This window comes from Mesorhizobium sp. ESP6-5 (assembly GCF_020164695.1).
GTDB lineage: Bacteria > Pseudomonadota > Alphaproteobacteria > Rhizobiales > Rhizobiaceae > Mesorhizobium > Mesorhizobium australicum.
The window spans coordinates 207,771-230,980 of sequence record NZ_JAIUGR010000010.1; the positions used below are offsets into that span (position 1 = coordinate 207,771).

22 protein-coding genes are annotated in these 23,210 nt (G+C 63.9%); 11 read left to right on the forward strand and 11 right to left on the reverse strand.

Features of this window, described 5'->3' with window-relative positions; genetic code table 11:
* Positions 1-4: 4 nt before the first annotated feature.
* Both LB524_RS18460 and LB524_RS18465 read right to left on the reverse strand, forming a co-directional pair.
* On the reverse strand, positions 5-1,321 hold the full coding sequence (locus LB524_RS18460) for an ABC transporter substrate-binding protein (protein ID WP_015315631.1): 1,317 nt from the start codon (positions 1,319-1,321) through the stop codon (positions 5-7).
* A 360-nt stretch (positions 1,322-1,681) separates the two neighbouring features.
* Complete coding sequence (locus tag LB524_RS18465) at positions 1,682-2,362, reverse strand: TetR/AcrR family transcriptional regulator (RefSeq protein WP_041163315.1); 681 nt, start codon at positions 2,360-2,362, stop codon at positions 1,682-1,684.
* A 139-nt stretch (positions 2,363-2,501) separates the two neighbouring features.
* Here LB524_RS18465 and LB524_RS18470 point away from each other — a divergent pair, with 139 nt between their 5' ends.
* From LB524_RS18470 to LB524_RS18480, 3 genes are read left to right on the forward strand one after another with little or no spacing between them, the layout of a single operon-like run.
* Positions 2,502-3,698, forward strand: a complete 1,197-nt coding sequence (locus tag LB524_RS18470) for a Tm-1-like ATP-binding domain-containing protein (protein ID WP_224529014.1) — start codon at positions 2,502-2,504, stop codon at positions 3,696-3,698.
* A gap of 9 nt (positions 3,699-3,707) precedes the next feature.
* On the forward strand, positions 3,708-4,565 hold the full coding sequence (locus tag LB524_RS18475) for a phosphoenolpyruvate hydrolase family protein (RefSeq protein ID WP_224529016.1): 858 nt from the start codon (positions 3,708-3,710) through the stop codon (positions 4,563-4,565).
* A 5-nt stretch (positions 4,566-4,570) separates the two neighbouring features.
* Complete coding sequence (locus tag LB524_RS18480) at positions 4,571-4,987, forward strand: cupin domain-containing protein (protein WP_140661659.1); 417 nt, start codon at positions 4,571-4,573, stop codon at positions 4,985-4,987.
* Positions 4,988-5,054: 67 nt separating this feature from the next.
* Here LB524_RS18480 and LB524_RS18485 read toward each other — a convergent pair whose 3' ends face one another.
* Complete coding sequence (locus LB524_RS18485) at positions 5,055-6,245, reverse strand: M24 family metallopeptidase (RefSeq protein ID WP_224529018.1); 1,191 nt, start codon at positions 6,243-6,245, stop codon at positions 5,055-5,057.
* A 366-nt stretch (positions 6,246-6,611) separates the two neighbouring features.
* Between LB524_RS18485 and LB524_RS18490 the strand changes: the two genes are divergently transcribed.
* From LB524_RS18490 to LB524_RS18510, 5 genes are all read left to right on the forward strand, one after another.
* The gene (locus LB524_RS18490; protein ID WP_140713142.1) at positions 6,612-8,222 is read left to right on the forward strand and encodes an ABC transporter substrate-binding protein; all 1,611 of its coding nucleotides are present in this window, start codon (positions 6,612-6,614) and stop codon (positions 8,220-8,222) included.
* Positions 8,223-8,366: 144 nt separating this feature from the next.
* Complete coding sequence (locus tag LB524_RS18495; protein WP_224529023.1) at positions 8,367-9,353, forward strand: ABC transporter permease; 987 nt, start codon at positions 8,367-8,369, stop codon at positions 9,351-9,353.
* Positions 9,350-10,180 carry an ABC transporter permease gene (locus LB524_RS18500; protein ID WP_015315623.1) on the forward strand — a complete coding sequence of 277 codons (831 nt, stop codon included), beginning with the start codon at positions 9,350-9,352 and terminating at the stop codon, positions 10,178-10,180. The genes LB524_RS18495 and LB524_RS18500 overlap by 4 nt, the downstream gene beginning before the upstream one ends.
* Complete coding sequence (locus LB524_RS18505) at positions 10,177-11,058, forward strand: ABC transporter ATP-binding protein (RefSeq protein ID WP_224529025.1); 882 nt, start codon at positions 10,177-10,179, stop codon at positions 11,056-11,058. The genes LB524_RS18500 and LB524_RS18505 overlap by 4 nt, the downstream gene beginning before the upstream one ends.
* Positions 11,055-11,831 (forward strand): ATP-binding cassette domain-containing protein, encoded by a 777-nt coding sequence (locus LB524_RS18510; protein ID WP_140823936.1) that lies wholly within the window; start codon positions 11,055-11,057, stop codon positions 11,829-11,831. Before LB524_RS18505 ends, LB524_RS18510 begins: the two co-directional genes overlap by 4 nt.
* Positions 11,832-11,867: 36 nt before the next feature.
* Here LB524_RS18510 and LB524_RS18515 read toward each other — a convergent pair whose 3' ends face one another.
* The 4 genes from LB524_RS18515 to LB524_RS18530 all read right to left on the reverse strand — a co-directional run bounded on the left by LB524_RS18515 (position 11,868) and on the right by LB524_RS18530 (position 16,090).
* A complete protein-coding gene (locus LB524_RS18515; protein ID WP_224529027.1) occupies positions 11,868-12,623 on the reverse strand; it encodes an ATP-binding cassette domain-containing protein in 756 nt (251 codons plus the stop codon).
* Positions 12,616-13,677 carry an ABC transporter permease subunit gene (locus tag LB524_RS18520; RefSeq protein WP_140713133.1) on the reverse strand — a complete coding sequence of 354 codons (1,062 nt, stop codon included), beginning with the start codon at positions 13,675-13,677 and terminating at the stop codon, positions 12,616-12,618. The genes LB524_RS18515 and LB524_RS18520 overlap by 8 nt, the downstream gene beginning before the upstream one ends.
* 98 nt (positions 13,678-13,775) lie before the next feature.
* Complete coding sequence (locus tag LB524_RS18525; RefSeq protein WP_015315618.1) at positions 13,776-14,753, reverse strand: ABC transporter substrate-binding protein; 978 nt, start codon at positions 14,751-14,753, stop codon at positions 13,776-13,778.
* Positions 14,754-15,184: 431 nt separating this feature from the next.
* Positions 15,185-16,090 (reverse strand): sugar-binding transcriptional regulator, encoded by a 906-nt coding sequence (locus tag LB524_RS18530; protein WP_140661652.1) that lies wholly within the window; start codon positions 16,088-16,090, stop codon positions 15,185-15,187.
* A gap of 275 nt (positions 16,091-16,365) precedes the next feature.
* Between LB524_RS18530 and LB524_RS18535 the strand changes: the two genes are divergently transcribed.
* Both LB524_RS18535 and LB524_RS18540 read left to right on the forward strand, forming a co-directional pair.
* Positions 16,366-17,274, forward strand: coding sequence for a tagatose-bisphosphate aldolase (locus LB524_RS18535; RefSeq protein WP_224529030.1), 909 nt, complete (start codon positions 16,366-16,368; stop codon positions 17,272-17,274).
* A gap of 50 nt (positions 17,275-17,324) precedes the next feature.
* The gene (locus LB524_RS18540; RefSeq protein WP_224529033.1) at positions 17,325-18,782 is read left to right on the forward strand and encodes an ROK family protein; all 1,458 of its coding nucleotides are present in this window, start codon (positions 17,325-17,327) and stop codon (positions 18,780-18,782) included.
* On the opposite strand, the gene LB524_RS18545 is transcribed toward LB524_RS18540, so the two are convergent.
* Together LB524_RS18545 and LB524_RS18550 are read right to left on the reverse strand one after the other, a co-directional pair.
* Positions 18,766-19,377: an NAD(P)-dependent oxidoreductase gene (locus LB524_RS18545; RefSeq protein WP_224529036.1), complete on the reverse strand. Its 612-nt coding sequence runs from the start codon at positions 19,375-19,377 to the stop codon at positions 18,766-18,768. The genes LB524_RS18540 and LB524_RS18545 overlap by 17 nt on opposite strands.
* 36 nt (positions 19,378-19,413) lie before the next feature.
* Positions 19,414-20,052, reverse strand: a complete 639-nt coding sequence (locus LB524_RS18550; protein WP_224529039.1) for a DsbA family protein — start codon at positions 20,050-20,052, stop codon at positions 19,414-19,416.
* Between the two features lie 139 nt (positions 20,053-20,191).
* On the opposite strand from LB524_RS18550, the gene LB524_RS18555 reads away from it, so the two are divergent.
* Positions 20,192-21,109, forward strand: coding sequence for a LysR family transcriptional regulator (locus tag LB524_RS18555; RefSeq protein ID WP_140720305.1), 918 nt, complete (start codon positions 20,192-20,194; stop codon positions 21,107-21,109).
* On the opposite strand, the gene LB524_RS18560 is transcribed toward LB524_RS18555, so the two are convergent.
* On the reverse strand, positions 21,027-22,886 hold the full coding sequence (locus LB524_RS18560) for a recombinase family protein (protein WP_224529042.1): 1,860 nt from the start codon (positions 22,884-22,886) through the stop codon (positions 21,027-21,029). The genes LB524_RS18555 and LB524_RS18560 overlap by 83 nt on opposite strands.
* Positions 22,883-23,149: a hypothetical protein gene (locus LB524_RS18565; protein ID WP_224529045.1), complete on the reverse strand. Its 267-nt coding sequence runs from the start codon at positions 23,147-23,149 to the stop codon at positions 22,883-22,885. Before LB524_RS18565 ends, LB524_RS18560 begins: the two co-directional genes overlap by 4 nt.
* Positions 23,150-23,210 lie beyond the last annotated feature (61 nt).

The following is a 23,210-nucleotide window of genomic DNA, read 5'->3' on the forward strand; positions in this document are numbered from 1 at the left end:
AGGATTATTGGACGCGGCCGTATTTCTTGAAGGTCGCGTTCCAGTCTCCAGCCAATGCGTCCAGCGTTTCCTTGGCGGTGCCGCTGCCGCCGATCATGTAGGGGTAGACGCGCTGGTTGAGCTGCTGCAGCAGTTCTGCGTATTCCGGCACTGCCCAGAAATCCTTCACCTTGAACATGGTCTCGTAGAAGGCCTTGTTGTAGGGCGTGGCGTTCTGGAACTCAGGCGACTTGAGCACCGCCTGGCTGCAGGTATAGCCGCCAAGGGCCGCCCACTTCTTCTGGGTCTCGTCCTTGATGAACCATTCGAGGAACTTCATCGCCTCGTCCTGCTTCTTCGAGTACGAGATGACGGAGATGCCTTGCCCGCCGAGTGCGGCGAACTGGTCGCCATTTGGGCCGGGAGGGTTGGCGAAGAAGCCGGTGTTCTTGGCATTCGGGTTCGACGCTTCGTTGATCAGCGAGGGGAAGAACGCGAAGAAGTTCATGCTCATCGCGGCCAGGTTTTCCGTGATTGCCTGGTTGTCCTCGACGAAGAACGATTTGGCCCAGCCCGGAGGCGTGAACTTGTAGAGCTCCTTGTAGGCATCGAGCGCGGCCACCGCCTTGTCGGAGTTGATGTGACCGTCGACCTTGTAGGTCGTGTAGTCGCCCAGCTCACCGCCATAGGAGAACAGCGCGTTCTCGAAGCCCATCGCCATCGCGTCGTAGGAATTGTCGGTGTAGATGGCGATGCCGTATCTCTTCTGATCCGGCCGGTGGAAGAACTCGGCGATGTCGCGCAGCGCCTTGAAATCCTTCGGCACGTCGAGGTCGTAGCCGTATTTGGCCTTGAAGGCTTCCTTTTCCTTGGGATCCTCGAACCAATCCTTGCGATAGGACCAGCCGACGGCGTCGCCCTCAAGCGGGATCGCCCAGTATTTACCGCTGTTGCCGGGATACTCGGCATAATATTTCACCGTCGCCGGTGCCATGACGTTGCCGAGATCATGCTTCTTGAAGAAGTCAGTCAGGTCGACGTAGTGGCCGCCGGTGGAGCCGGCGCCGAGCCACTGCGAGTCGCCGACGACTAGGTCATAGGCGTCGCCATGGGCGTTGAACTCGGTAAAGGCCTTGGTCTGGAAGTCGGACCAGGGCGTAGTCTCCACCGTGATCTTGACGCCGGTTTCCTTCTCGTACTCGTTGCCGAGTTCCTGCAGGTAATTGGCCGGATCCCATTCCGCCCAGAAGATGGTGAGCGACTTTTCCTGCGCGTAGACGGACGTTCCGCAGGCAAGCGTTAAGCCGATACCAGCAAGCATGCTGGTCACTAACTTGCGCATAATGATTTCCTCCCTTGTGCGCATTCTACCTTGTCGTACGAGCCAGCGACGGAGCCGGCCCTGGTAGTTCCTCCCGTGGTCGCGCTTTTCCGAATTCGGAGCCTCCTCGCTCTGTCCGGAAATGGATCGCAGCCCTCACTTTCGATCCGCTTATCTTCCTTGATCTGGTATTACCAATCCTGCGGCGGCGTCAAGCCCTTTCTTGAAAGCCGGCATGGGCCGTTACTGTCGAATTAAAGCTTTATCTGCCTGTTTTCCCATGATTTTCCTACTCAATGATATACATTGACCTTGCCCCATGATCGCATTTTGGGCTAGGATCAGCGGTATGCAGGCAAATCTGGTCGAACCAGATTGGGGCTATTTCGCCGCTCCTGAAGCGGACTCATCACCACCATAAGCCGACTCCGCGATTGCCGTGCGCACCAGCGCACTCGCCGCCCATTGCGCCACCGACATCATCCGGCGGCTGTCCAGCCCCCATATATCCTTGAGCACGATCAGCACCTCCACGCCGAAGATCAGCGACAGAGCCTGCGCCAGCCGCTTGAAGTCGCGCGGCGGCAAGCGGCCCTTGAGCGGCGTGAGCGCCTCCTTCAGCAATTCGACGCGATGGCCGCGCGTGAAGGCCGGCTCTCCGCCCAGCGTGCCCGCCTGGCGCCGCGCCCATTGATCGAGCGACAGCTTCAAAGCAGCCTTGAATGTCGCCTCGAAGGCCTCGATGCGCGGCATGGCCGTATCGAACAGTTCGGTGACGCGGCGCTCGGCATCGGCGGCGGTGGACTTCCAGGTCAAGATTGGCCCCAGCCCCTCGTCGACGACGGTCTGCACCAGGGCTGCCTGGCTGGGGAAGTAACGGTAGGCCGTGGCCCGGGAGACCTCGGCTGCCTCCGCCACCTCGCTGACCGAAGGCGTCCCACCCGCCTGCATCAGCCGCGTGGCCGTTTCCAGCATCAGCCGCTTTGTCCGCGCCCGCGGTCCGCGCTCTGCTCTCTCCCCGGCGTTGTCGTCCGTTGCGGGTTGTTGACGTGAGACATCCATGCCAATACGATACGCGCGTCTCAAAAATTTGCAATGGCAGCCCTTTTCCTGGAGTGGCCACGTTGACGCTCTACGGCGCACAAAGCTTTCATCTGATGAACATCACCACCTTCGAACCAACCAGCAGAGGGAGGCGCGGATGAAGCGCATCCATGTGGTGGGCACCGCCGACACCAAGGGCGAGGAACTCGCCTTCCTGGCCGATGCGATCGCCGCGACGGGTGCCGTCGTCTGCCGTGTCGATGTCGGCACGCGAGGCGCGACCGTGCCGGTCGACGTCTCGGCTGAAGAGGTCGCCGCCCATCATCCCGACGGCCGCGGTGCGGTGCTCGGCATCGACGACCGCGGCAAATCGGTTGCGGCAATGGCTGGGGCCTTCACGCGCTTTGTCCAGTCCCGCGACGACATATCGGGCATCATCGGCATTGGCGGCGGCGGGGGCACCTCGATCATCACAGCGGGCATGCGCGCGCTGCCGCTCGGTCTGCCCAAGCTCATGGTCTCGACGCTGGCCTCGGGCGACACCGCCCCCTATGTGGACGTGTCCGACATCATCATGATGCCATCGGTGACCGACATGGCCGGCCTCAACCGGCTGTCTCGAGTCGTGCTGCACAACGCCGCCCAGGCGATAGCGGGCATGGCGGTCAATCCGGCGCCTGCGGCGGACGGCAAGGCCTCGATCGGCCTCACCATGTTCGGCGTCACCACGCCTTGCGTGACGGCAATCGCCGAACACCTCCGCTCGACTTATGATTGCATGGTCTTCCATGCCACTGGCACCGGCGGCCGCAGCATGGAGAAGCTGGCCGACAGCGGCCTGCTGTCGGGTGTCATCGACATCACCACGACCGAGGTCTGCGACCTGCTGTTCGGCGGCGTGCTGCCGGCGACCCAGGATCGTTTCGGTGCCATTGCCCGCACCAAGCTGCCCTATGTCGGCTCGGTCGGCGCGCTCGACATGGTCAATTTCTGGGCGCCATCGACCATTCCGGAGCATTATCGTGGCCGGCTGTTCTACGAGCACAATCCGAACGTCACGCTGATGCGCACGACAGCGCGGGAATGCCGCGCGATCGGCGAATGGATCGGCACAAGGCTCGCCCATTGCGAAGGCCCGGTGCATTTCCTGATCCCGGAAAAAGGCGTTTCCGCGCTCGACATCGAAGGCGGCGCCTTCTTCGATCCGGAAGCCGACGCAGCTCTGTTCGAAGCCGTCGAGCGCACCATCAGGCCGGGTGCGACGCGCCGCGTCACCCGCCTGCCGCTGCACATCAACGATCCGGACTTTGCCAAGGCGGCGGTCGCGGCCTTTCTCGACATCGCCAGACAGTGAGACCCAGACATGCCAGCCATACCGCGCAAGGACATACTGAAGAAGTTCCGGGGGATGATCGACAAAGGCGTGCCGATCGTCGGTGGCGGCGCCGGCACCGGCCTGTCGGCCAAGGCCGAGGAGGCCGGCGGCATCGACCTCATCATCATCTACAATTCCGGCCGCTACCGCATGGCTGGTCGCGGCTCGGCCGCCGGCCTGCTCGCCTATGGCAACGCCAACGAGATCGTCAAGGAGATGGCCTATGAGGTGCTGCCGGTGGTTAAGAAGACGCCGGTGCTGGCCGGCGTCAACGGCACCGATCCCTTCGTCATCATGCCGCTGCTGCTGGCGGAACTGAAGACGATGGGCTTTTCCGGCGTTCAGAACTTTCCCACCATCGGCCTGTTCGACGGCCAGATGCGGCAGAGTTTCGAAGAGACCGGCATGGGCTTCGGCCTAGAGGTGGACATGATCGCCGAGGCACACAAGCTCGACCTCCTGACCACGCCCTATGTCTTCAACCCCGAAGAAGCACGCGCCATGACCAAGGCGGGCGCCGATGTCGTCGTCGCCCATATGGGCGTGACCACCGGCGGCTCGATCGGCGCCACCTCGGCCAAGTCGCTCGACGACTGCGTCATTGCCATCGACGCCATTGCCGAGGCGGCGCGCTCGGTGCGCAAGGATGTCATCCTGCTTTGCCATGGCGGCCCGATCTCGATGCCCGACGACGCCCGCTACATCCTCTCCCACGCCAAGGGCCTGCACGGCTTTTACGGCGCGAGCTCGATGGAACGGCTGCCGGCGGAAGCCGCGATCGCCAGGCAGACGGCGGATTTCAAGGCGGTGACGCCCGGCGGCGCCGCAAAGAACAAGAAGGGATGAAAGAGATGACCGACAGGAGCAAGGTGTTTGTCTACCCGAAGGACGTCAGCGCCTTCGGCTTCGACTGGGGAAAACTGTCTTTGACGGTGGCACCTGAAGTGAACGGCGCGACCCGCTTTTCCGGCGGCGTCGTCGACCTGCCCTCAGGCAAGGGCCATACCCGCCACAACCATCCGGGTGCGGAAGAGATCATCTTCGTCATCTCGGGCCATGGCGAGCAGATGGTCGAGGATGAGAAGGGCAATCCGGTGGTGGAGAAAGTCGGCCCCGGCTGCACCATCTACGTGCCGGAGAGTCGGTTTCATTCGACGCTCAACACCGGCGACGGGCCCATGCAGCTGTTCGTCGTCTATTCGCCGGCCGGGCCGGAACTGGGCCTGCGCGAACTGCCGGATTTCAGGCTGATCCCGCCGGGCAGTTGATCAATCTATCCTGCTACAGGCAGCGCCGCCCCGAAAGGCGGATGAGGGGCAGCGCCTGCCTCCAAAATTAGGCCGTCCCACCCCTATTCCATCCCCGGCCCCGATCGCCAAACATCACGTACCCGCTCTCGGTCACCGCCAGCGTATCCTCCAGCTTGATGAAGCCGCGCGTCGGGTGAAGCATGGTGGTCTCCACCGACAGCACCATGTTTTTCTCCAGCGGCTTGGCCGCATAGGTGCCTTCATAAGCCACCGGATGGTTGGTCATCAGGAACGGCGCTTCATGCGTGATCAGGCCCATGCCGTGGGCGAAGAAATCCGTATAGGGGGCGACCTTGGATGTCTTCAGCACACCCTCGGCGTAAGCAATCATGTCGCCGCCAAGCGTGCCCGCCCTCACCTTCGAGAAGGCCGCCTGCTGCACCGTCTCGACCTCGGCCAGCAGATCCTCGAGCTCGGCATCGGGTTCGCCCAGAATGCCCATCCTGCAGAGATCGCCAATATAGCCGTGATAATTGCCGCCGGAATCGATCGACAGCACCTCGCCCTTCTTCCACGCTTGCGGGGAGGTGGCGCGGTTGTGGCTGGAGCCCAGCGTCAGCAGGCAATATTCAAAATGCGCACCGCGATTGGTCTCTTCGCGCCTGATCTGCTCGATCATCTCGGCCTTGGTCGTGCCCTCGCGCGCCCAGGCGATGGTCGCCAGCATGGAATCGGTGATCAGCTCGGAGGCCGTGCGCAGCTTCTCCAACTCCGCGTCGGTCTTGATGGCACGCATGCGTTCCAGCATGTCGGTCGCATCGATCAGCTTCGCGTCGGGCAATGCCTTGCGGATCAGCGCATAGGCGTCCGACGGCAGGAAACCGGGCTCGATACCGATGCGGGCATCGCCCTTGCCGATCTTCCTGACATGCTCGACGGCAAGATTGGCGGCGTCGAGGGTGCCCCAGCAGGCGGCATGCAGCGTCGGCGTCCAGAACGGGTGGTTCTGGTGCTCGCCGCCTTCCATGCGATTGCCGATATAGGCAGCATGATCCGGACCGCCCTTCTCGTAGACCACGATCGGCAAATAGCGGCTGTGGCCGATCGCATCCATGGCGGCGAAGAAGATGAACTTGTAGCCGCCCAGCAGATACTGCGTGTTGTGCTTGGAGGTCGCGAGCAGCACGTCGATGCCGGCCTCCTCCATCAGCCGGTCGACCCTGGCCTGCTCGAACGGGATATCGCTGACGGCACTCTTGCCCGGCGCAATGTTCATCACTCTCTCCCTGAATTGCCGGGATCGGCGCTGTTTCGCACCCGATCCACTGGCTCGCGGTCAAATCTGCACCATTTTTCTCGTTCTGGTCCAGCCAGAATGTTTACGAACACAGCGCCAGGGTGGTCACCAAAGCGTCATTTGTTCACATATCCGGAAATCTGGTCCTACCAGCCAACCGAATTGACTGGACTTGTGCTAAACTGGTCCAGCGGACGGAAATTTCAAAGCCAAGCAGGGATGCGCCAATTCCGTCTCTGGCGAAACCCTCGGCAAGGCCCATAATCCCCGCCGCAAGGATGCCGATGCGCGCGCCGGCGTTCGAGGCCGCGCCCGGTCGGGTGGAGGAGAGGACGGAGTTCGATCATGTCAGGTTTCACCATTTCCAGACGCACCGTGCTTACCGGGTCGGCAATGCTGCTGGCGTCCACCGCCATGCCGGCCCTGGGCTGGACGCAGACGCCAAAGAAGGGCGGACGGCTCGTGCTTGCCGCCGATTCCGAGCCGCGCAATCTCAACCCGGCGATCGTCGCCTCCAACGGCGTTTTCTTCATCTCCAGCAAGATCGTCGAGACGCTGGCCGAAGCCTCCTTCGACGGCAAGGACGGGCTCGCGCCTCGGCTGGCGGTGAGCTGGGAAGGTGCCGCCGACGGTCTCTCGGCGACCTTCAAGCTGCGCGAAGGAGTCAAATGGCATGACGGCAAGCCGTTCACCTCGGCCGACGTCGCCTTCTCGGCGCTGCAGATATGGAAGCCGCTGCAGAATCTCGGCCGCACCGTGTTCAAGGACCTCAGCACGGTCGACACGCCAGACGATCTGACCGCCGTGTTCAAATTCGCCAAGCCGACGCCGTTCCAGCTGATCCGCAACGCCTTGCCGGCGCTGTCGAGCGTGGTGCCGAAGCACATCTACGAAGTCGGCAAGATCGAGGACAACCCCGCCAACAACGCACCGATCGGTACGGGTCCGTTCAAGTTCGGCGAGTATAAGGCCGGCCAGTACTACCGGCTGACGAAGAACGCCGACTACTGGGGCAAGGACGAGCCCTATCTTGACGAGATCATCTATCAGGTCCTGCCCGACCGTACCTCGGCCGCCGCCGCGCTGGAGGCCGAGGAAATCCAACTTGCGGCTTTCTCGGCCGTGCCGCTGGCCGATCTCGACCGCATCTCCAAGGTTCCCGGCCTGAAGGTCATCACCAGGGGCTATGAGGGTCTGACCTACCAGCTCGTGGTCGAGATCAACCATCGCCGCAAGGAATTGGCCGACCTCAAGGTGCGCCAGGCCATCGCGCACGCCATCGACAAGGACTTCGTCGTCAAGACAGTGTTCCTCGGCTACGCCGCCACGGCCACCGGCCCGGTGCCGAAGAACGATCCGCAATTCTACACCGCCGACGTGCCGATCTATGCCTTCGACGTCGCCAAGGCCAACGCGCTGCTCGACGAAGCTGGTTATAAGAAAGGCGCCGACGGCAACCGCTTCTCGCTCAGGCTCTTGCCTGCCCCCTATTTCAATGAGACGAAACAGTTCGGCGACTATCTGCGCCAGGCGCTCGCGGCAATAGGCATCGACGCGCAGCTGGTCAACAACGACTCGGCCGCCCACATCAAGGCGGTCTATACCGACCACGCCTTCGACCTTGCGGTCGGTCCGCCGGTTTTCCGCGGCGACCCGGCGATCTCGACCACCATCCTGGTGCAGAGCGGCATTCCCGATGGCGTGCCGTTTTCCAATCAGGGCGGCTACAAGAATGACGCGCTCGACGCCCTGATCACCAAGGCCTCCGAAACGCTCGACACCACGGCGCGCACCGACCTCTACAAGGAGTTCCAGAAGCAGGTCGCGGCCGACCTGCCGCTGATCAACGTCGCCGAATGGAGTTTTATCAGCGTCGCCAGTGACAAGGTCGGTAACATCGCCAACAACCCGCGCTGGGCGGTGTCGAACTGGGCGGACACGTATCTGGAATCGTGACAGACTTGCGCGGATGAGAGTTCGCGAGGAAAGCCATCGGCAGCAGCCCATCTCCCCCCTCGAGGGGGAGATGTCCGGCAGGACAGAGGGGGGCGCCTGGGCTCGACATTTCCTTATGTCCCTTATCGCACATTCGAGGTCCGCATGAATCGCGCCCTCGTCCTTCTGCGCCGTCGCCTCGTCGGCAGCATCGTCGTGCTTTTGATCGTCGTCATCGGCACCTTCGTGCTGCTCGAAGCAGCGCCCGGCGATGCGGTCGACGCCTACATCGTCTCGACCGGCGGCGACGCCGGCATGATCGAGCTGTTGCGCCACCGCTGGGGTCTCGATCAGTCGGAGCTGACGCGGCTCGCCAACTACCTCTGGGCACTGCTGCATCTCGATCTCGGCCAGTCCGTCACTTTTTCCCGACCGATCCGCGACGTCATCCTCGAGCGCGTGCCGACCACGCTCATCCTGATGGTCAGCGCCACTACGCTCTCCTTCGGCCTCGGCTCGGCGCTCGGCATCTATGCCGGCGCCCGGCCAGGCAGCTTCCGCGACCGTTTTCTCTCCGTCACGTCGCTGGCTCTCTACGCGGTGCCCGGCTTCTGGCTCGGCCTGGTGCTGATCGTGATCTTCGCCGTCGACCTGCGCTGGCTGCCGATCGGCGGCGTCGAGACGCTGGCCTCGGACAAGACCGGTCTCGACCGCGCCGCGGATATCGCCACCCATCTGGTGCTGCCGGTTTGCGCGCTCGGTTTCATCTATCTGGCGCTCTATCTGCGCATGATGCGCGCCGGCATGGCCGAGGCCTGGCGCCAGGATTTTGTGCTGGCCGCCCGCGCCAGGGGCTTGTCGCGCCGCCGCATCGTGCTCGCTCATGTCGCCCGCAACGCATTGCTGCCGCTGGTCACCATGCTCGGCCTGCAGTCGGCGCAGATGCTGGGCGGCAGTGTCGTCATCGAGAGCGTCTTTGCCGTGCCCGGCCTTGGTCGGCTGGCGCAGGAAGCGGTCGCCGCGCGCGACACTCCGCTGCTGCTCGGCATCATTCTTACCAGCGCCGTCCTGGTCATCGTCATCAATCTTGTCGTCGACATCGCCTACGCATTCCTTGACCCGCGCGTCGGCGCCAGCGGGGCCGGTGCATGAGCCGTCTGCGCCGCTTTCTGCGCACGCCCGAGGCGGCCGCCGGTGCCATCATCCTGGCGGCGCTTTTCGCGATGGCGCTGTCGGCCTCGCTGCTGTTTCCCGGCGACCCGCAAGCCATTGCTGGCGCGGCGTTGCTGCCGCCTTTCCAGGACTGGTCGCTGCCGCTCGGCACCGACCGGCTCGGCCGGGACGTGTTGGCCGAGCTGTTTCATGGCGCCCGTACCTCGCTGGCCGTCGGTCTGGCCGCGGCGGCCGCGGCACTCGCTTTCGGCGCGGTGATCGGCACGCTGGCCGGCTTCGCCGGCGGCCTGATCGACGAGGTGCTGATGCGCGTCACCGATGCTTTCCAGACCGTGCCGGGCTTCCTGCTGGCACTGGCCTTTGTCAGCGTGGTTGGGCCCTCGCTCGGCGTCGTCGTCGTCGCAATAGCGCTCGGCACCTGGACGGGGCCGGCGCGGGTCGCCCGCGCGGAAGTCCTCTCCATTCGCGAACGCGACTATGTCGCCAGTGCCCGTGTCATTGGCATGCATCCCCTGGAAATCGCCTTTCGCGAGGTGCTGCCCAATGCCTTGCCGCCGATCTTGGCGATGTCGTCGGTGATCGTCGCCGCCGCGATCCTCACCGAAGCAGCCCTGTCTTTCCTTGGTCTTGGCGACCCCAACCGGGTCACCTGGGGTGGCATGATCGCGGAAGGTCGCGCTGTCTTGCGCACCGCGCCGTTCCTCTCGATCGTCCCGGGCATTGCGCTGGTGCTGACGGTGCTCGGCGTCTATCTCGCCGGCGAAGGCATCGTCGAGACGACGGCCGTGCGGAGGGGCCTGTCGTGACGGTACTGGCGTCGATCCGAGATCTGACGGTGACCTACCGCCGTGATGGCAGCGAGGTCGCCGCGCTGAAGAATATTATTCTCGATATCCAGCCAGGCGAACGGCTGGCCATCATCGGTGAAAGCGGTTCGGGCAAGAGCACGCTGGCGCTGGCGATCGCGGGATTGTTGCCGGCGAGCGCCAGGATTGAGGGGAGTATCGACTGGTTCATGCGATCACCGCCAACGTTGGGGGCCAAGGCACCCCCCTCCGGCAGGATAGAGGGGGGTGGGAAGGATCGCCTATCTCTCAACCGTCACAATCAAGCCTCCCTTGGCGGCCGCGACATCGGCTTCGTCTTCCAGGATCCGTCCGCCAGCCTCGATCCGGTAATGGCAGTCGGCAAACAAATCGCCGAAGTCGCGCGCACGCATCTCGGCCTCACATGGGCCCAAGCATATGCCAAAGCCAAAACCCTTCTCGAACGCGTCCGCTTGCCTGACCCCGACTCCGCCCTGCACGCCTTCCCGCATCAGCTTTCCGGCGGCCAGAAGCAGCGCGTGGCGATTGCCGGCGCGATTGCCGCCGGGCCGAAACTGCTGATCGCCGACGAGGCGACCAGTGCGCTCGACACCATCGTGCAGGCCGAGATCGTCGCTTTGATTCGACGGCTTGTGGCCGAGGACGGCATGACGCTGCTGTTCATCAGCCATGACATTGCGCTCGCCGCCGAGCTTGCCGAACGCATCGCCGTGTTCCGCCACGGCCAGTTGGTGGAGTTTGGCAAGACCGAGCAGATTGTCGAAGCCCCGACGCAAGCCTATACCCGCGCGCTGCTCGACGCCCATGTCGACCTCGACGCCGAGCCGCTGCTGCACCGAAGCAGGCTGAATGCATGAGCCTGCTGACAGTGTCCAATCTCACCAAACGCTACAGTCGCGGCGGCAAGACCCTTGCTGCGGTGAGCGATGTCTCCTTTCATATCGAGCCCGGCGAAACGCTGGCGCTGGCAGGCCCTTCCGGCAGCGGCAAGTCGACCATCGCGCGGTTGGTGCTGCGCCTGATCGAGCCGGATGGCGGACGCATTGAATTCGAAGGCGATGATTTCCTGGCTCTGGGCGGCTCGGCACTTCGAGCCCGTCGCGCGCGACTGCAAATGGTGTTCCAGGATCCACTGGCCGCCTTCAACCCGCGCGCCACGGTGGCGCGCGTCCTCGATGACCCCTTGCGCATTCATGGCGTCGCCCCGCGCTCGGAGCGCCCGCGCCGCATCGCCGCCTTGCTGGAGCGGGTCGGCCTGGCGGCCGATCTCGCGCCCCGCGCAATCCATGAAATCTCCGGCGGTCAGCGGCAGCGTGTGGCGATTGCCCGCGCCATCGCCACCAAGCCGTCGCTGATCGTGCTTGACGAAGCGGTGTCGGCGCTCGATGTCTCGGTGCGCGGCCAGATCCTCGATCTCCTGCTCGACCTGCAGCGCGAGGAACGGATCGCCTGTCTCTTCATTTCGCATGATCTTGGCGTCGTCCGGGCGGTCGCCCACCGCGTCATCCTTCTCGATGCCGGGCGGATTGCCGAGAGCGGCGATGCCCGAACCGTCATCGACGCGCCGCGATCGGCCATCGGCAAGGCACTGGTGGCGGCTGCGCCTAGATTGAACAGAAACAGACCATGATCCGCTCTTCGAACAAGATCACACCGACAGGACGGCCTACCCTCCAACCATCAACCTGACGACCTCGTCATGGTTGGTCTCGGAAATTTTGCGCTCGCCGGCCTGGACGCCGCGGCGCAGCACGACGATGCGGTCCGAGACCGCGAAGATATCCTGCAGATTGTGCGAGATGAAGATCACGCCGCGTCCTTGCGCCTTGAGCTGGTGGATGAGCGAGATCACCTTGCGCTGTTCCGGCACGCCAAGTGCCGCGGTCGGTTCGTCCATGATGAGGATCTGCGCATCCCAGTAGACAGCGCGGCCGATGGCGACGGCCTGGCGCTGGCCGCCGGAGAAATTGCTGACCGGGGCGTTCATCCGGCTGACGTGGAAATCCAGCCGCTTCATCGTCTCCCTGGCCGCCTCGGCCATGGCCTTGCGGTCGAGCACCGGCAGGAAGCCGAACGCCTTGCGCATCGGTTCGCGGCCAAGGAAAATGTTGGCGCCGATCGACAGATTGTCGGCGAGAGCCAGATCCTGGTAGATCGTCTCGATACCTTTTTCGCGCGCCTCCTGCGGCGTCGCGAATGCCACCGGCTGGCCACCGAGCAAGATTTCGCCGCCTGTCGGCTGGAACACGCCCGAGATCGCCTTGATCAGCGTCGTCTTGCCTGCGCCATTGTCGCCGGCCAGCGCCACCACTTCGCCCGGCCGCACGGCCATGGAGAAATCGTTGAGCGCGCGCACGGCGCCGAAATGCTTGGACAGGTTGCGGACCTCGAGCAAGGGGGTGTTCTGGTCGGTGCTATTCATCCTGGCGGCCTCCACTGAACCGGCGCTGCGCCTGGTCTATGAGCACGGAAATGATGATGACGACGCCAACGGCGATGAACTGCCAGAACGGCTCGACATTGACGAAGACCAGCCCGTACTGGATGACCGCGATCACCAGCGCGCCGGCGACCGTGCCCAGGATGGTGCCGGAGCCACCGAACAGGCTGGCGCCGCCGATGACGACCGCCGCGACGCTGTCGAGCAGCAGCGGCTCGCCGGCTTGTGCCGCACCGGCCGTGAAGCGCGCCGCGTAGAGCGCCCCGCCAAGGCCGGCGCACATCGCCGACAGCACATAGAGCCGCAATATATGGCCCCGGATATCGATGCCGGCGCGCCGCGCCGCCTGCACATTGGCGCCGATGGCATAATTGTGCTGGCCGAACCGTGTCTGGCTAAGCAGATAATGCATCACGATGACGAACACGGCAGCGATCATGACCAGATAGGGCACGCCGTAGAACTTGCCATTGCCGAGCAGCGCGAACCAGGAATTCTGAACCGGCACCGTCGTGCCGCCGGCAAGCAGGAAGGCAACGCCGCGCGCGACGCCGAACATGCCGAGCGTGCCGATGAACGGCGGCACCCTGAGGCGCGAGATCAGCAGGCCATTGATGATGCCGGGCAAGCCGGCGACGATCACCGCGGCGAGGATGCCCGCCAGCATGGCCAGCGGCAAGGGAATGGCGGCGCCCGCCATATTGGTGGCATGCGCGGCAACGACGGCGGCAAGCCCCATGATGAACCCCAGCGACAGATCGATGCCGCCCGAAATGATGACGAAGGTCTGTCCGGTCGCAAGCAGCAGCGGCGCTATGGCAAAGATCGCGATGGATTGCAGGTTGAACGGGTTGAGCACGAACGTCGCGCCGAAGGCGAACCTCGACCATACCTCGAAACAGATGATCAGACCGGCGAGGAACAACCAGGCGCGCCCTTCGGCGATGCGCCCGATCAGGGTCCTGGCCGGATCGCCATGATCGGCCTGGGGGGCGACATGCTTCTCGGCCGACTGGGCTGGTGATGTCGAGGTCATGAATACTCCGCGGCGCGGCTGCGTTCAAACAGGCCCCGCCTTTGGGAGCCGGCACGAGCTCCCCCCGGCGGACCGGGAGGAGCCAAGCTCGTCTTGACCTACTCGGAGTAGAGGTACTTCGAGATGTTCGGGTCGGCGATGTTGGACTTGTCCATGATCGTGAAGCCGGTGCCGATCGTGACCGGGATTGAATGGCCGGTCAGGTGGGCATAGGCCGAGACGACGCCGAAGTAGCCGATCTCGGCGGGATGCTGGGCGATCGCCACGTCCACCAGGCCGGTGTTGATGTTGTCGACGATGCTGGTCGGTGCATCGAAGGCAACGACCTTGACGGTGCCGCTCTGCCCGGCCTGCTTGACGCCGTTGGCCGCACCCAGCGCGGAGAACAGATTGGCGCCGAACACGCCGACCAGATCGGGATTGCGCGCGAAGACGGCCTGCAGCTGCGAGGCCGCCTTGTTGGCGTCGTCGTCATTGAATTGGGTCTCCAGCACGGTGATGCCCGTATGCTTGGCCATTTCCTTCTTGAAGCCTTCTTCGCGCTGGTCGGTGGTCGAGATGCCGGGCTTGACGTTCGACACATAGACCTTGCCCTTGTCGCCGACGGCGGTGGCAAGCGCACGCGCGGCGATCTCGCCGCCCAGAACATTGTCAGAAGCAATGTAGGCCAGCGGGAAATCGGCATCGCCAGCACCCGTCTGGTAGACGCCGCTGCCGATGAAAGTATCGACTGTTATGACCGGAATGCCGGCGTCGTTGGCCTTGCGCAGCGGCTCGACCAGCTGGACCTTGTCGGTCGGCGCGATCAGGATCGCATCCGGCTTCTTGGCGATGACCGCGTCGAGCACCGGCACCTGGGTGACCGGGTTGAAGTCCGGAGCGCCCTGGAAGACCAGGTTCACGCCGAGCGCGTCGGCGGCCGCTTGGGCACCCTTGCGCATGGTGATGTAAAAGCCATCGGTCGTGAGGCCCGGAATGAGCGCAATGGTGTATTTTTTGTCCTGCGCCTGCGCGGGCGCCATCAGCACCGTTGCGCTGACGGCAAGCGCCGCGAGCGCGGCAACGATCTTCTTCATGACATCCTCCTCATTGTTGGCAGTTCTGCCGTTTTCGGTGACATTGGAATGGCCGTTATCCGCTCAGAGGCAGATGCCGACGGCCGGAACGCCTGTTTGCCTTTCGCGGGCAGCTCCTCCCAAGCGCCCTCCAGTCTAAATATCAGCCGGCCGAGCCGACCGCACAATCCCGTGCTCACTTTCCTCGCCTCCGCGAGGTCAGGGAACCATCGCGCCCGGCATCCTGCACGACGGATCGGCAATTTGTAACACTTTGCAGAAATAAATTGCAACTCGGTTTTTCCGCGACTGCAACGCCGGCTTTTCCAGACGCCATCTGACTGCTCCTCCGAGCCCCGGCGAACTATCGTCCCGACTCCCCGGCGACACAATCGATTTCGCAGCGGCTTCTCTCCGCGCCGACAGCGCCGCATCAGTCCGCATATCTGCCGCTATCGCGTTGCAAGAACCGCGAGGATGGCCTGAGCCGTCTTGGTATCCGTCACCAGCGTGTTGATGAGCCCGGAACGAACGGCGCCGATGATTGCCGTCGCCTTCTCCGGCGAGGCTGCGACGCCGATCACCAGGGGCACGGCGCGAAGCTGCGCCGGCGACATGGCGATCATCCGGCTCTCCCCTTCCCAGGCGATCAGGGCGCCTTCCGCATCGAAATAATGGCGAAGGACGTCGCCAGCCGCATGGACCAGCGCCTGCTCGGTCGGCGTGGCGGCACTCGCCTCGGGCGGGTTTATGGCGTGCGGCAGGCCAATGCCGACGATCGCGACGTCGGTCCTGTCCCACAGCGCGACGGCATCGCGGATGGTGGCGTCTCCGAGGAAGACGTCACGCAGTTCGCTGGACGGCAGATAGGGCGCATGGATAAAGTGAGGTGTCCCGCCAAACTCTTCGGCGGCGAGCCGCACGAATTCATTGACCTGGAAATGCGCCGCGTGCTGCTGCATGCCGCCAGTCGCGGCCACAGTCAGCACGCCCGGCATGCGCGGCAGGCCGGCTCGAATGACCTCGCGCACGGCGCGTCCCCAGCCGATGGCGACCACGGAGCCGGCCACCAGTTGCGCCTGCCTGAGCAAAGCGCCAAGCGGGGCGGAAAGCGCCGTCAGCGCACCCGCTGCCGGCGTTTCGACAACGGCGGCGTCCCGCAATTTCAATCCGTCGACAAGTTGCCTGGTAATATCCTCCGGCGTCGCCAGGTCGATCACCTCGATGCGCACGATCCCTTCGGCCCGCGCCCGCTGCAGCAGGCGCGAAATCGTCGCGGTGGAGACACCGAGCTGCCGCGCTATATCGACCTGCGACATCTCCTCCACATAGTGCAACTTGGCAACCGTGTGCAGCATGGTGCGCGATGCGGTCGCGTCCTGGGCGGAGGGAACAGACAGCTTGCAATTCCTTTCAGAAACGTGTTACACACGTATACGCCGATGCGAGTTATCGCGCAAATCCGGTGAACTCGCAACTTGAGGCATACCAGGCCAAACGCCGGTTGGGCTGCTTATCCCAGCAGCCGGCGATGTATCAGGCGGCAAACTCTTCCTGCCGGCAGGCGGGCAAACTGACCATTTGTTTCACGGGATCAGCGCCTCGGCGCGCCAACATCGGACAGAAGAAAACCATGACCAGGATGACCACCGCGGAACTGCGCGGCTACCAGCAGATATGCGGCAAGGACGGAGCCATGGTGGCCATCGCTTGCGATCAGCGCGGCGGCATGCGCACCTTGTTGGCGTCGGACCCCGAGGACCAGGCCAGAATCACCAACGACATGCTCGGCGACACCAAGGCCGACATCACGCGCTACCTCGCAAGTGCGGCGTCCTGCGTGCTGCTCGACCCACTCTGCGCGGTGCCGAGGGTTGTCGACGACGGCGTACTGAACCGTGACACCGCGCTGCTCATCGGCCTCGACGCGTCCGGTTTCGACGTTTCGCCGGAGGGCTATCGCCTGTCGCGGCTGGTCCCCGGCATCGATGCGCGGCGCGTGCGCGAACTCGGCGGCACGGGCGGCAAGATCATGGTGTATCTCAGAGCCGACAAGCCTGAAGCCAACGAACACAACATCGCCATCCTGCGCCAATGCATCGCCGACTTCGGCAAAGAGGACCTGCTGCTCGTCGTCGAATTCCTGACCTATCAGCTCGAAGGGGAAAGCCCAGAGGACTATGCGGCCAAGACGCCCTGGCTGGTCGAGGAGGGTACGAGGATTTCGCTGGAATGCGGCGCGAAGGTGCTGAAGCTTCCCTATCCCGGAACGCCGGAAGCCTGCGCCAACATCACTGAAATGGCCGGCGAAGTGCCGTGGGCCGTGCTTTCGGCCGGCGTCAACCACACCACTTTCCTTGGCCAGGTCGAGATCGCCATGCAAAATGGCGCCTCCGGCGTCATCGCCGGCCGATCGCTGTGGAAGGACTGCATCTCGCTCGATCGTGACATTCAGCGCGAAAGGCTTAAGACCATCGCGGTGCCGCGGCTGCGAGAGATCCAGGCGGTGATCGGGCACTATCGGCGGAAGGCTGCCGCCTGATATCCCCGTTTGAGCGCCGGCACGTGCAGGACGTCATGTCACAAAAGTCGATGGCCATAGGAATCGATATCGGCGGCACCAATTTGCGTGCCGCCCGCATCTCGTGCACCGGTGAAATCCTCGAACACCTTTCCGAAAAGAGCGCGGCCGACGCGGAGCTGGTGCTTGGCCGCATCGCCGACATGGCGCGCCTTCTCGATACGCCTGATGTGGCGGCCATCGGCGTCGGCGTTCCCGGCCGCGTCGACGCACGGCGCGGCGCGGTCCTGTCGGGAGGCTATGTCAACCTCGCTTCGGTCGCGCTCGCGCAGCGGCTGGAAAGCATGACCGGCAAGCCTGTCATCGTCGACAATGACTGCAACATGGCGCTGGCCGCCGAGATGGCGCTTGGCGCCGGCCAAGGCCACGACAACATCGCCATGTTCACCATCGGCACCGGCATTGGCGGCGCCGTCGTCCAGAACCGACGGATCATGCGCGGCCGGGCAACAGCGGGGCAACTGGGGCACATCACCGTCGATGTCAACGGCGAACTCTGCGCTTGCGGGCGGCGCGGCTGTGTCGAAACCACCAGTTCGGGTACGGCGCTCGGCCGTCACATAGCGCTGGCTGGCCTTGGTCCCGAGGTTTCGGTCGACCAACTCTTTGCCCGCGATGCCGCCGGCGACATCCAGGCGCGAGGCATATTGGAAGCCTGGGCGAGGCCACTGCGCGCGGCCATCGATACCACCGTTGCCGTGTTCGACCCCGACCTCGTCCTGCTTGGCGGCGGTCTTGGCCGGGCGGCACACAGAGCGCTTGGCCACGCGCCGGCGCTGGCGCCGTGGTACCAATGCCCGGTGGCGCCGGCGCGGCTCGGCGACGACGCCGGAGTGATCGGCGCCGGTCTCCAGGCGCTTTCGGCACCGACATCGACATCGCTTTCCGTTCAGCACGGCCGCGCCAGACGCGCCGTGCTCGTCAACGGCATCCCGGCCAGCGGCAAGAGCACGGTGTCACGCGGCATCGCAGATCGCTTGGGATGGCCGCTGCTCGCGCTCGATACGGTCAAGAACCCGTTCCTCGAAGTGCTCGGCGGCGGCGACCGCGAATTCAACCGCACGCTGGGCCGCGCCAGCTACCAGGCAATTTGGTCGCTCGTAGGCGACGCCCCGGCCGGCAGCACCTTCATCGTCGATGCCTGGTTCGGCTTCCAGCCGCGGCAAGTGCTCGAGGATCATCTGCGCAACGCCGGCGTCGAACACACGGTCGAAATCTGGTGCCACGCGCCGGGCGAAGTTCTGGCCGAACGCTACGGCGCCCGGCTCGGTCAGCGCCTCCCGGGTCATCCCGGCGCTGCCTATATCCCCGAATTGATCGAGCTGGCCAGGCGCGCCGAACCGCTGCGGCGCGGGCCGCTGTTCGACGTCGACACGACGCAGCCGATCGACTTCGAGGCCATCGCCGCATGGCTCCGCGCGACCCTGGCCGGCGACGCGTCGGTCCTTTCAATCAATAACCGACGGTGAAGCGCTGCCTGACATGCGTCGGCTTCTCGATTTCGTCGACCATGGCGATGGCATAGTCCTCGAACGAGATGCTGCTACCCTTATCCGAGGCGAGAAGCGTGTCCTTGCCGACGCGGAACTTGCCGGTGCGCTCACCTGGGACGAACATCGCGGACGGCGACAGGAACGTCCAGTCGAGGTCGCTGACTGTCTTCAACTTGTCCAGGAAGTCGGCGCCCTTCTGTGCCTCGGCCTTGTAGATCGCAGGAAATTCGGCGGTATCGACCAGACGCTTGCCGGGCGCGACTTCGAGACTGCCCGCGCCGCCCACGACGAGATAGCGCTTCACGCCCGAGGCACGCACCGCGGCGATCAGCGTGTCGGGGTCGCTATCCACGAAATGCACCGCGCTGATCACCGCGTCATGGTCGCGGATCAATTTGGCAAGGCCTTCCTTGTCGAAGACATCGCCCTTCTTGGCGGTCACGCCGGGCAGCGCGGCAATTTTTTCAGGACTGCGGGCGATACCGGTGACCGTGTGGCCACGATCGGAGAGTTCCTTGAGTATGCGCGAGCCGACAGCGCCGGATGCACCGATGAGAGCGACGTTTGCCATGTTCTTTTCCAGTCCTTGTTGGAGGTCGGTTGAGGGTCACGCCGCCGCTATATGGGCGACAAGATTGTCAAAGCTGCCGAACAGCGCGTTCGAACCGATGAGCCGAGGCGCTTCGTTGCGGATGGCCGCTAGCGAAGGCACGCCCTTGGCATGCAAGCGCTGGAACAGCGCGCTGCCCCGATTGACCAGGTCGAGGTGCGCCGTCAGTAAGGTTTCGGTCGGGCTCTTCAGGATCGCGGCGGCATCCATCATGCCAGCGCCGGCGAGCACGGCAGCCACGCCTTCCACAGTTACGATATCGCGACCGTCGACATAGCGCGCACGTTGGATTGCCTTGAGCGCGGTCAACCGGCGGCTCGGGTCTTCCAGGCCGGCGGCGCTGATGGCGAGGGTCGCGGCATGCGAGTCCAGCAAGGTGCCACGGATGCCGAGGACATTGTGCTGATAGGCTTGCGTGAACGCTTGTCCGGTCAGACGCTCGATACGCTGGTCGTTCGCCCAGGCGTGAGCGGCAAAACCTTCATCCATCGGCCTCGCGCCCGCTCCCGAAAACAGACCAGTCGGCAGCAATTCGACGCGCACGCCCCTGGCAGCCAATTTGTCCAGCATCGGGGCGGCGCCGTAGCACCAGCCGCAGAGCGGATCGAAAAGATAAATCACATCCGAATTGCTCATGATTGCCTGATATCCCTTGGCGCGGCGTGCAGCGGTCTGGATTGCCAAATCTGTTGCTCCTATGTGGCAGACAACGATCTTGCGATAAACACCATCCAATAATATAGATTGTCTGACCAGTTCATACAAAGCGATCGCCGTGGCTGACCTGCTGAACCTCAATCGACTGGTCTACTTCACCACCGTGATGGAGACCGGCTCCTTCACATCGGCGGCCGACCGGCTTGGCGTCGCCAAAGCCGTGGTCAGCCATCAGATCGGCAAGCTCGAGGAGGAGTTGGGCGCGACACTCATGCGACGAACGACACGGCGTGTCGCGCCGACCGAAGAGGGACGCCTCTTCTATGATCGTGCGATGATAATCCTGCGGGAAGCGGAGGCCGCCTATGGCGAGATTTCGCGCGCGGCCGTCGAACCGGCTGGAATGTTGAGACTGACGGCGCCGCTCGACTACGGCACGAAGGTGGTTGCACCGGTCATCGCCGCCTATCTGAGAACTTATCCGCATATGCGCGTCGAGGTGATCTTCGACGACGCGGTAAGCAATCTGGTCGACGAGCAGATCGACCTCGGCATCCGCGTCGGCTGGCTTGCTGATTCCTCCAACCAGGCGCGGCGCCTGGGCACGATCCGGCAGATCGTGGTGGCAAGTCCTGCGTTCGCCGCAAACCTGCCGCAGGGCGTGAGCCCGCGGCAGGCGCGGTCGCTGGCCTGGGTCGGAAACGCCCAGCTTCGCGGCGTCGGCCAATGGCTGTTTTCCAGGGATGGCGACAAGGTGCTGACTGAACTCAACCCGGTCATCACATGCGACAAGAGCCCGGCTGCCCATGCCTGCGTGCTTGCCGGCATAGGGCTGGGTGTGTTTCCCGACTACAGCGTCAGCGACGACATCGCCGAGGGGCGGCTGGTTCCTGTCTTTGCCGACTGGGCCTTGCCCAACGGCGGTATCCACGCTGTCTTTCCGCCGGCAAGGTTCAGGCCCGCCAAGGTGCGCGCGTTTGTGGACCTGCTCGCCGCCGCCGAGAGAAAGCGATCGCGCGGCAGTGCCGTGGCGTGAATGCAACCGCGGCAGAAGGTCGGTAATGGCTTACATAAAGCGGTTCTGCCGCACCCCAAAACAAGACATCCGCAGCATTATGAGATCGGAACGCGAACGGCCCGCCGGCATTGAGCCAGGCGGGCCGTTTTGTTTGGTTGCGGGGACCCGCAACCCCTTTTGTCATAACATCGTCAGGCTTTTGATTTTGGTCGGGTTCGGCGAATTCGAGGATGGCGAACAGCTCACCGCGTAGCTCGGCATGGACCTCGCCGCGCTTGTCGCCGGGCGTGAGCACGATCTCTCCGATCAACGAACGCAGCGCCTCGGCGGCAAGACGTCCGTCCTCGTGGTCGGCGAGCGCTTGCGTGAACTGCTCGACCCGCTTTCGGTAGAGAGTGGCGATGTTGGGATGCAGGTCAGGCACATCGGTGGGCGCCACCGCCAGACGCGCGGTGATCTCCGCCTTCAGCCTCTCCAAGTCTTCCATTCTCGCTTTCATCGAAGGTTGGTACAGGCCATCCTCGATCGCGGTCATGATGCCGGCGATGGCGCGCTCGATCTTGTCGAGTGCCTTGCGGTCCTGTTCGCTTTGCGCGCGACGCTCCTGGTTGAGGCGGTTGGTCTCCTGGGCATAAGCTCTGATTGCCTCACCCACGGCATCGGCCGAGACCAGCCTTTCCTTCAGGCCTGCTAGGACCCGCTGTTCGATTTTCTCGCGGGTGATGGAGCGGCCATTGTCGCAGATGCCCCGGCGCTGGTGGTTGAGGCAGGCATAGCGGTCGCGTGTGAACAGGCCGTAGCGCCCGCCGCAACAGCCGCAGGTGAGCAAGCCGGAAAGGAGGGAGACCGGCCGCTTCATGGTGTGCAGCTTCCTGGCCCTGGCTTTGCGCGTGGCGATCGCCACCCCCTCGAACTGGCTGGCGATGGATTTCTGTCTCTCCTTCACGGCCTGCCATAATTCGTCCTCGACGATCCTGAGATGCGGCACCTCGGTGCGAATCCATTTGATTGGCGGATTGGTCCGAGAGACGCGCTTGCCGGTGGCAGGATCCTTGACATAGTGCAGGCGATTCCAAACCAGCACACCGGCGTAGAGTTCGTTGTTAATGACGCCGGTACCTCGGATTACATGCCCGCGTACGCTGGTATCGCCCCAGTGCCGGCCGAGTGGACCAGGAACGCCTTCCTTGTTGAGGTCGACGGCGATCGCCTTCGGGCTCTTGCCAGCGGCGAATTCGCGGAAGATGCGACGCACGATGGTCGCTTCCTCCGGCACGATCGCGCGATCACCACGGACGGGCTCGCCTTCGGAATCGAGTTTCTTCACCACGCGATAGCCGTAGCATAGCCCGCCCCCGGCCTTGCCCTTCTCCACCCTTCCCCGCAGGCCGCGATGGGTCTTGAGGGCAAGGTCCTTGAGGAACAAAGCATTCATCGTGCCCTTGAGGCCGACATGCAGTTCGCTGATCTCGCCCTCGGCCAAAGTGACGATGGCAACGCCGGCGAATCTGAGATGCTTGAAGAGGGTGGCGACATCTGCCTGGTCGCGGCTGATACGATCGAGTGCCTCTGCCAGAACCACTTCGAAGCGGCCGCGCTGGGCATCGCGTACCAACTGCTGGATGCCCGGCCGCAGCACTGTGCTGGCACCGGAGATTGCCGCATCCTCATAAGTTCCCGCCACGCTCCAGCCCTCCCGCGCCGCCTGCTCTCGGCACAGCCTCAACTGGTCCTCGATGGAGGCATCCCGCTGGCTGTCGGAAGAATAGCGGGCATAGAGTGCTACACGGGTCATGGTGGCAGATCCTCTCTCCTGTTCCCAAGGGGCTTGCCATCCTGCCCCCTGCCCTCTCCCCCTTGGCGGCTCGGCCGGTTGTCGTTGGCCGCCTTGAATGTCTCTCGCGCCAACTGCCGGCCGATAAGCCGGGCGACACTCAGCACCACCTGATCCAGCCTGGCCGCCGCCGTCTCTTCAGGGCGACCTTCGGGGCTGACGAGGTCGCCGTTGTCGTTCGCCGAGACCACCGCCTGTGGTCCGGCACTGGTTTCCTCTGACATGTCGGATGCTCCCAATGGTCGATCGACCTGCCATCAGAGTCCTCCGGACGGCGAAGGAAAG

Coding starts and splice junctions, on each gene's coding strand:
- LB524_RS18460 (WP_015315631.1), bottom strand. CDS start 1,321: ATGCGCAAGTTAGTGACCAGCATGCTTGCTGGTATCGGCTTAACGCTT.
- LB524_RS18465 (WP_041163315.1), bottom strand. CDS start 2,362: ATGGATGTCTCACGTCAACAACCCGCAACGGACGACAACGCCGGGGAG.
- LB524_RS18470 (WP_224529014.1), top strand. CDS start 2,502: ATGAAGCGCATCCATGTGGTGGGCACCGCCGACACCAAGGGCGAGGAA.
- LB524_RS18475 (WP_224529016.1), top strand. CDS start 3,708: ATGCCAGCCATACCGCGCAAGGACATACTGAAGAAGTTCCGGGGGATG.
- LB524_RS18480 (WP_140661659.1), top strand. CDS start 4,571: ATGACCGACAGGAGCAAGGTGTTTGTCTACCCGAAGGACGTCAGCGCC.
- LB524_RS18485 (WP_224529018.1), bottom strand. CDS start 6,245: ATGAACATTGCGCCGGGCAAGAGTGCCGTCAGCGATATCCCGTTCGAG.
- LB524_RS18490 (WP_140713142.1), top strand. CDS start 6,612: ATGTCAGGTTTCACCATTTCCAGACGCACCGTGCTTACCGGGTCGGCA.
- LB524_RS18495 (WP_224529023.1), top strand. CDS start 8,367: ATGAATCGCGCCCTCGTCCTTCTGCGCCGTCGCCTCGTCGGCAGCATC.
- LB524_RS18500 (WP_015315623.1), top strand. CDS start 9,350: ATGAGCCGTCTGCGCCGCTTTCTGCGCACGCCCGAGGCGGCCGCCGGT.
- LB524_RS18510 (WP_140823936.1), top strand. CDS start 11,055: ATGAGCCTGCTGACAGTGTCCAATCTCACCAAACGCTACAGTCGCGGC.
- LB524_RS18515 (WP_224529027.1), bottom strand. CDS start 12,623: ATGAATAGCACCGACCAGAACACCCCCTTGCTCGAGGTCCGCAACCTG.
- LB524_RS18520 (WP_140713133.1), bottom strand. CDS start 13,677: ATGACCTCGACATCACCAGCCCAGTCGGCCGAGAAGCATGTCGCCCCC.
- LB524_RS18525 (WP_015315618.1), bottom strand. CDS start 14,753: ATGAAGAAGATCGTTGCCGCGCTCGCGGCGCTTGCCGTCAGCGCAACG.
- LB524_RS18530 (WP_140661652.1), bottom strand. CDS start 16,090: ATGCTGCACACGGTTGCCAAGTTGCACTATGTGGAGGAGATGTCGCAG.
- LB524_RS18535 (WP_224529030.1), top strand. CDS start 16,366: ATGACCAGGATGACCACCGCGGAACTGCGCGGCTACCAGCAGATATGC.
- LB524_RS18540 (WP_224529033.1), top strand. CDS start 17,325: ATGGCCATAGGAATCGATATCGGCGGCACCAATTTGCGTGCCGCCCGC.
- LB524_RS18545 (WP_224529036.1), bottom strand. CDS start 19,377: ATGGCAAACGTCGCTCTCATCGGTGCATCCGGCGCTGTCGGCTCGCGC.
- LB524_RS18550 (WP_224529039.1), bottom strand. CDS start 20,052: ATGAGCAATTCGGATGTGATTTATCTTTTCGATCCGCTCTGCGGCTGG.
- LB524_RS18560 (WP_224529042.1), bottom strand. CDS start 22,886: ATGACCCGTGTAGCACTCTATGCCCGCTATTCTTCCGACAGCCAGCGG.
- LB524_RS18565 (WP_224529045.1), bottom strand. CDS start 23,149: ATGTCAGAGGAAACCAGTGCCGGACCACAGGCGGTGGTCTCGGCGAAC.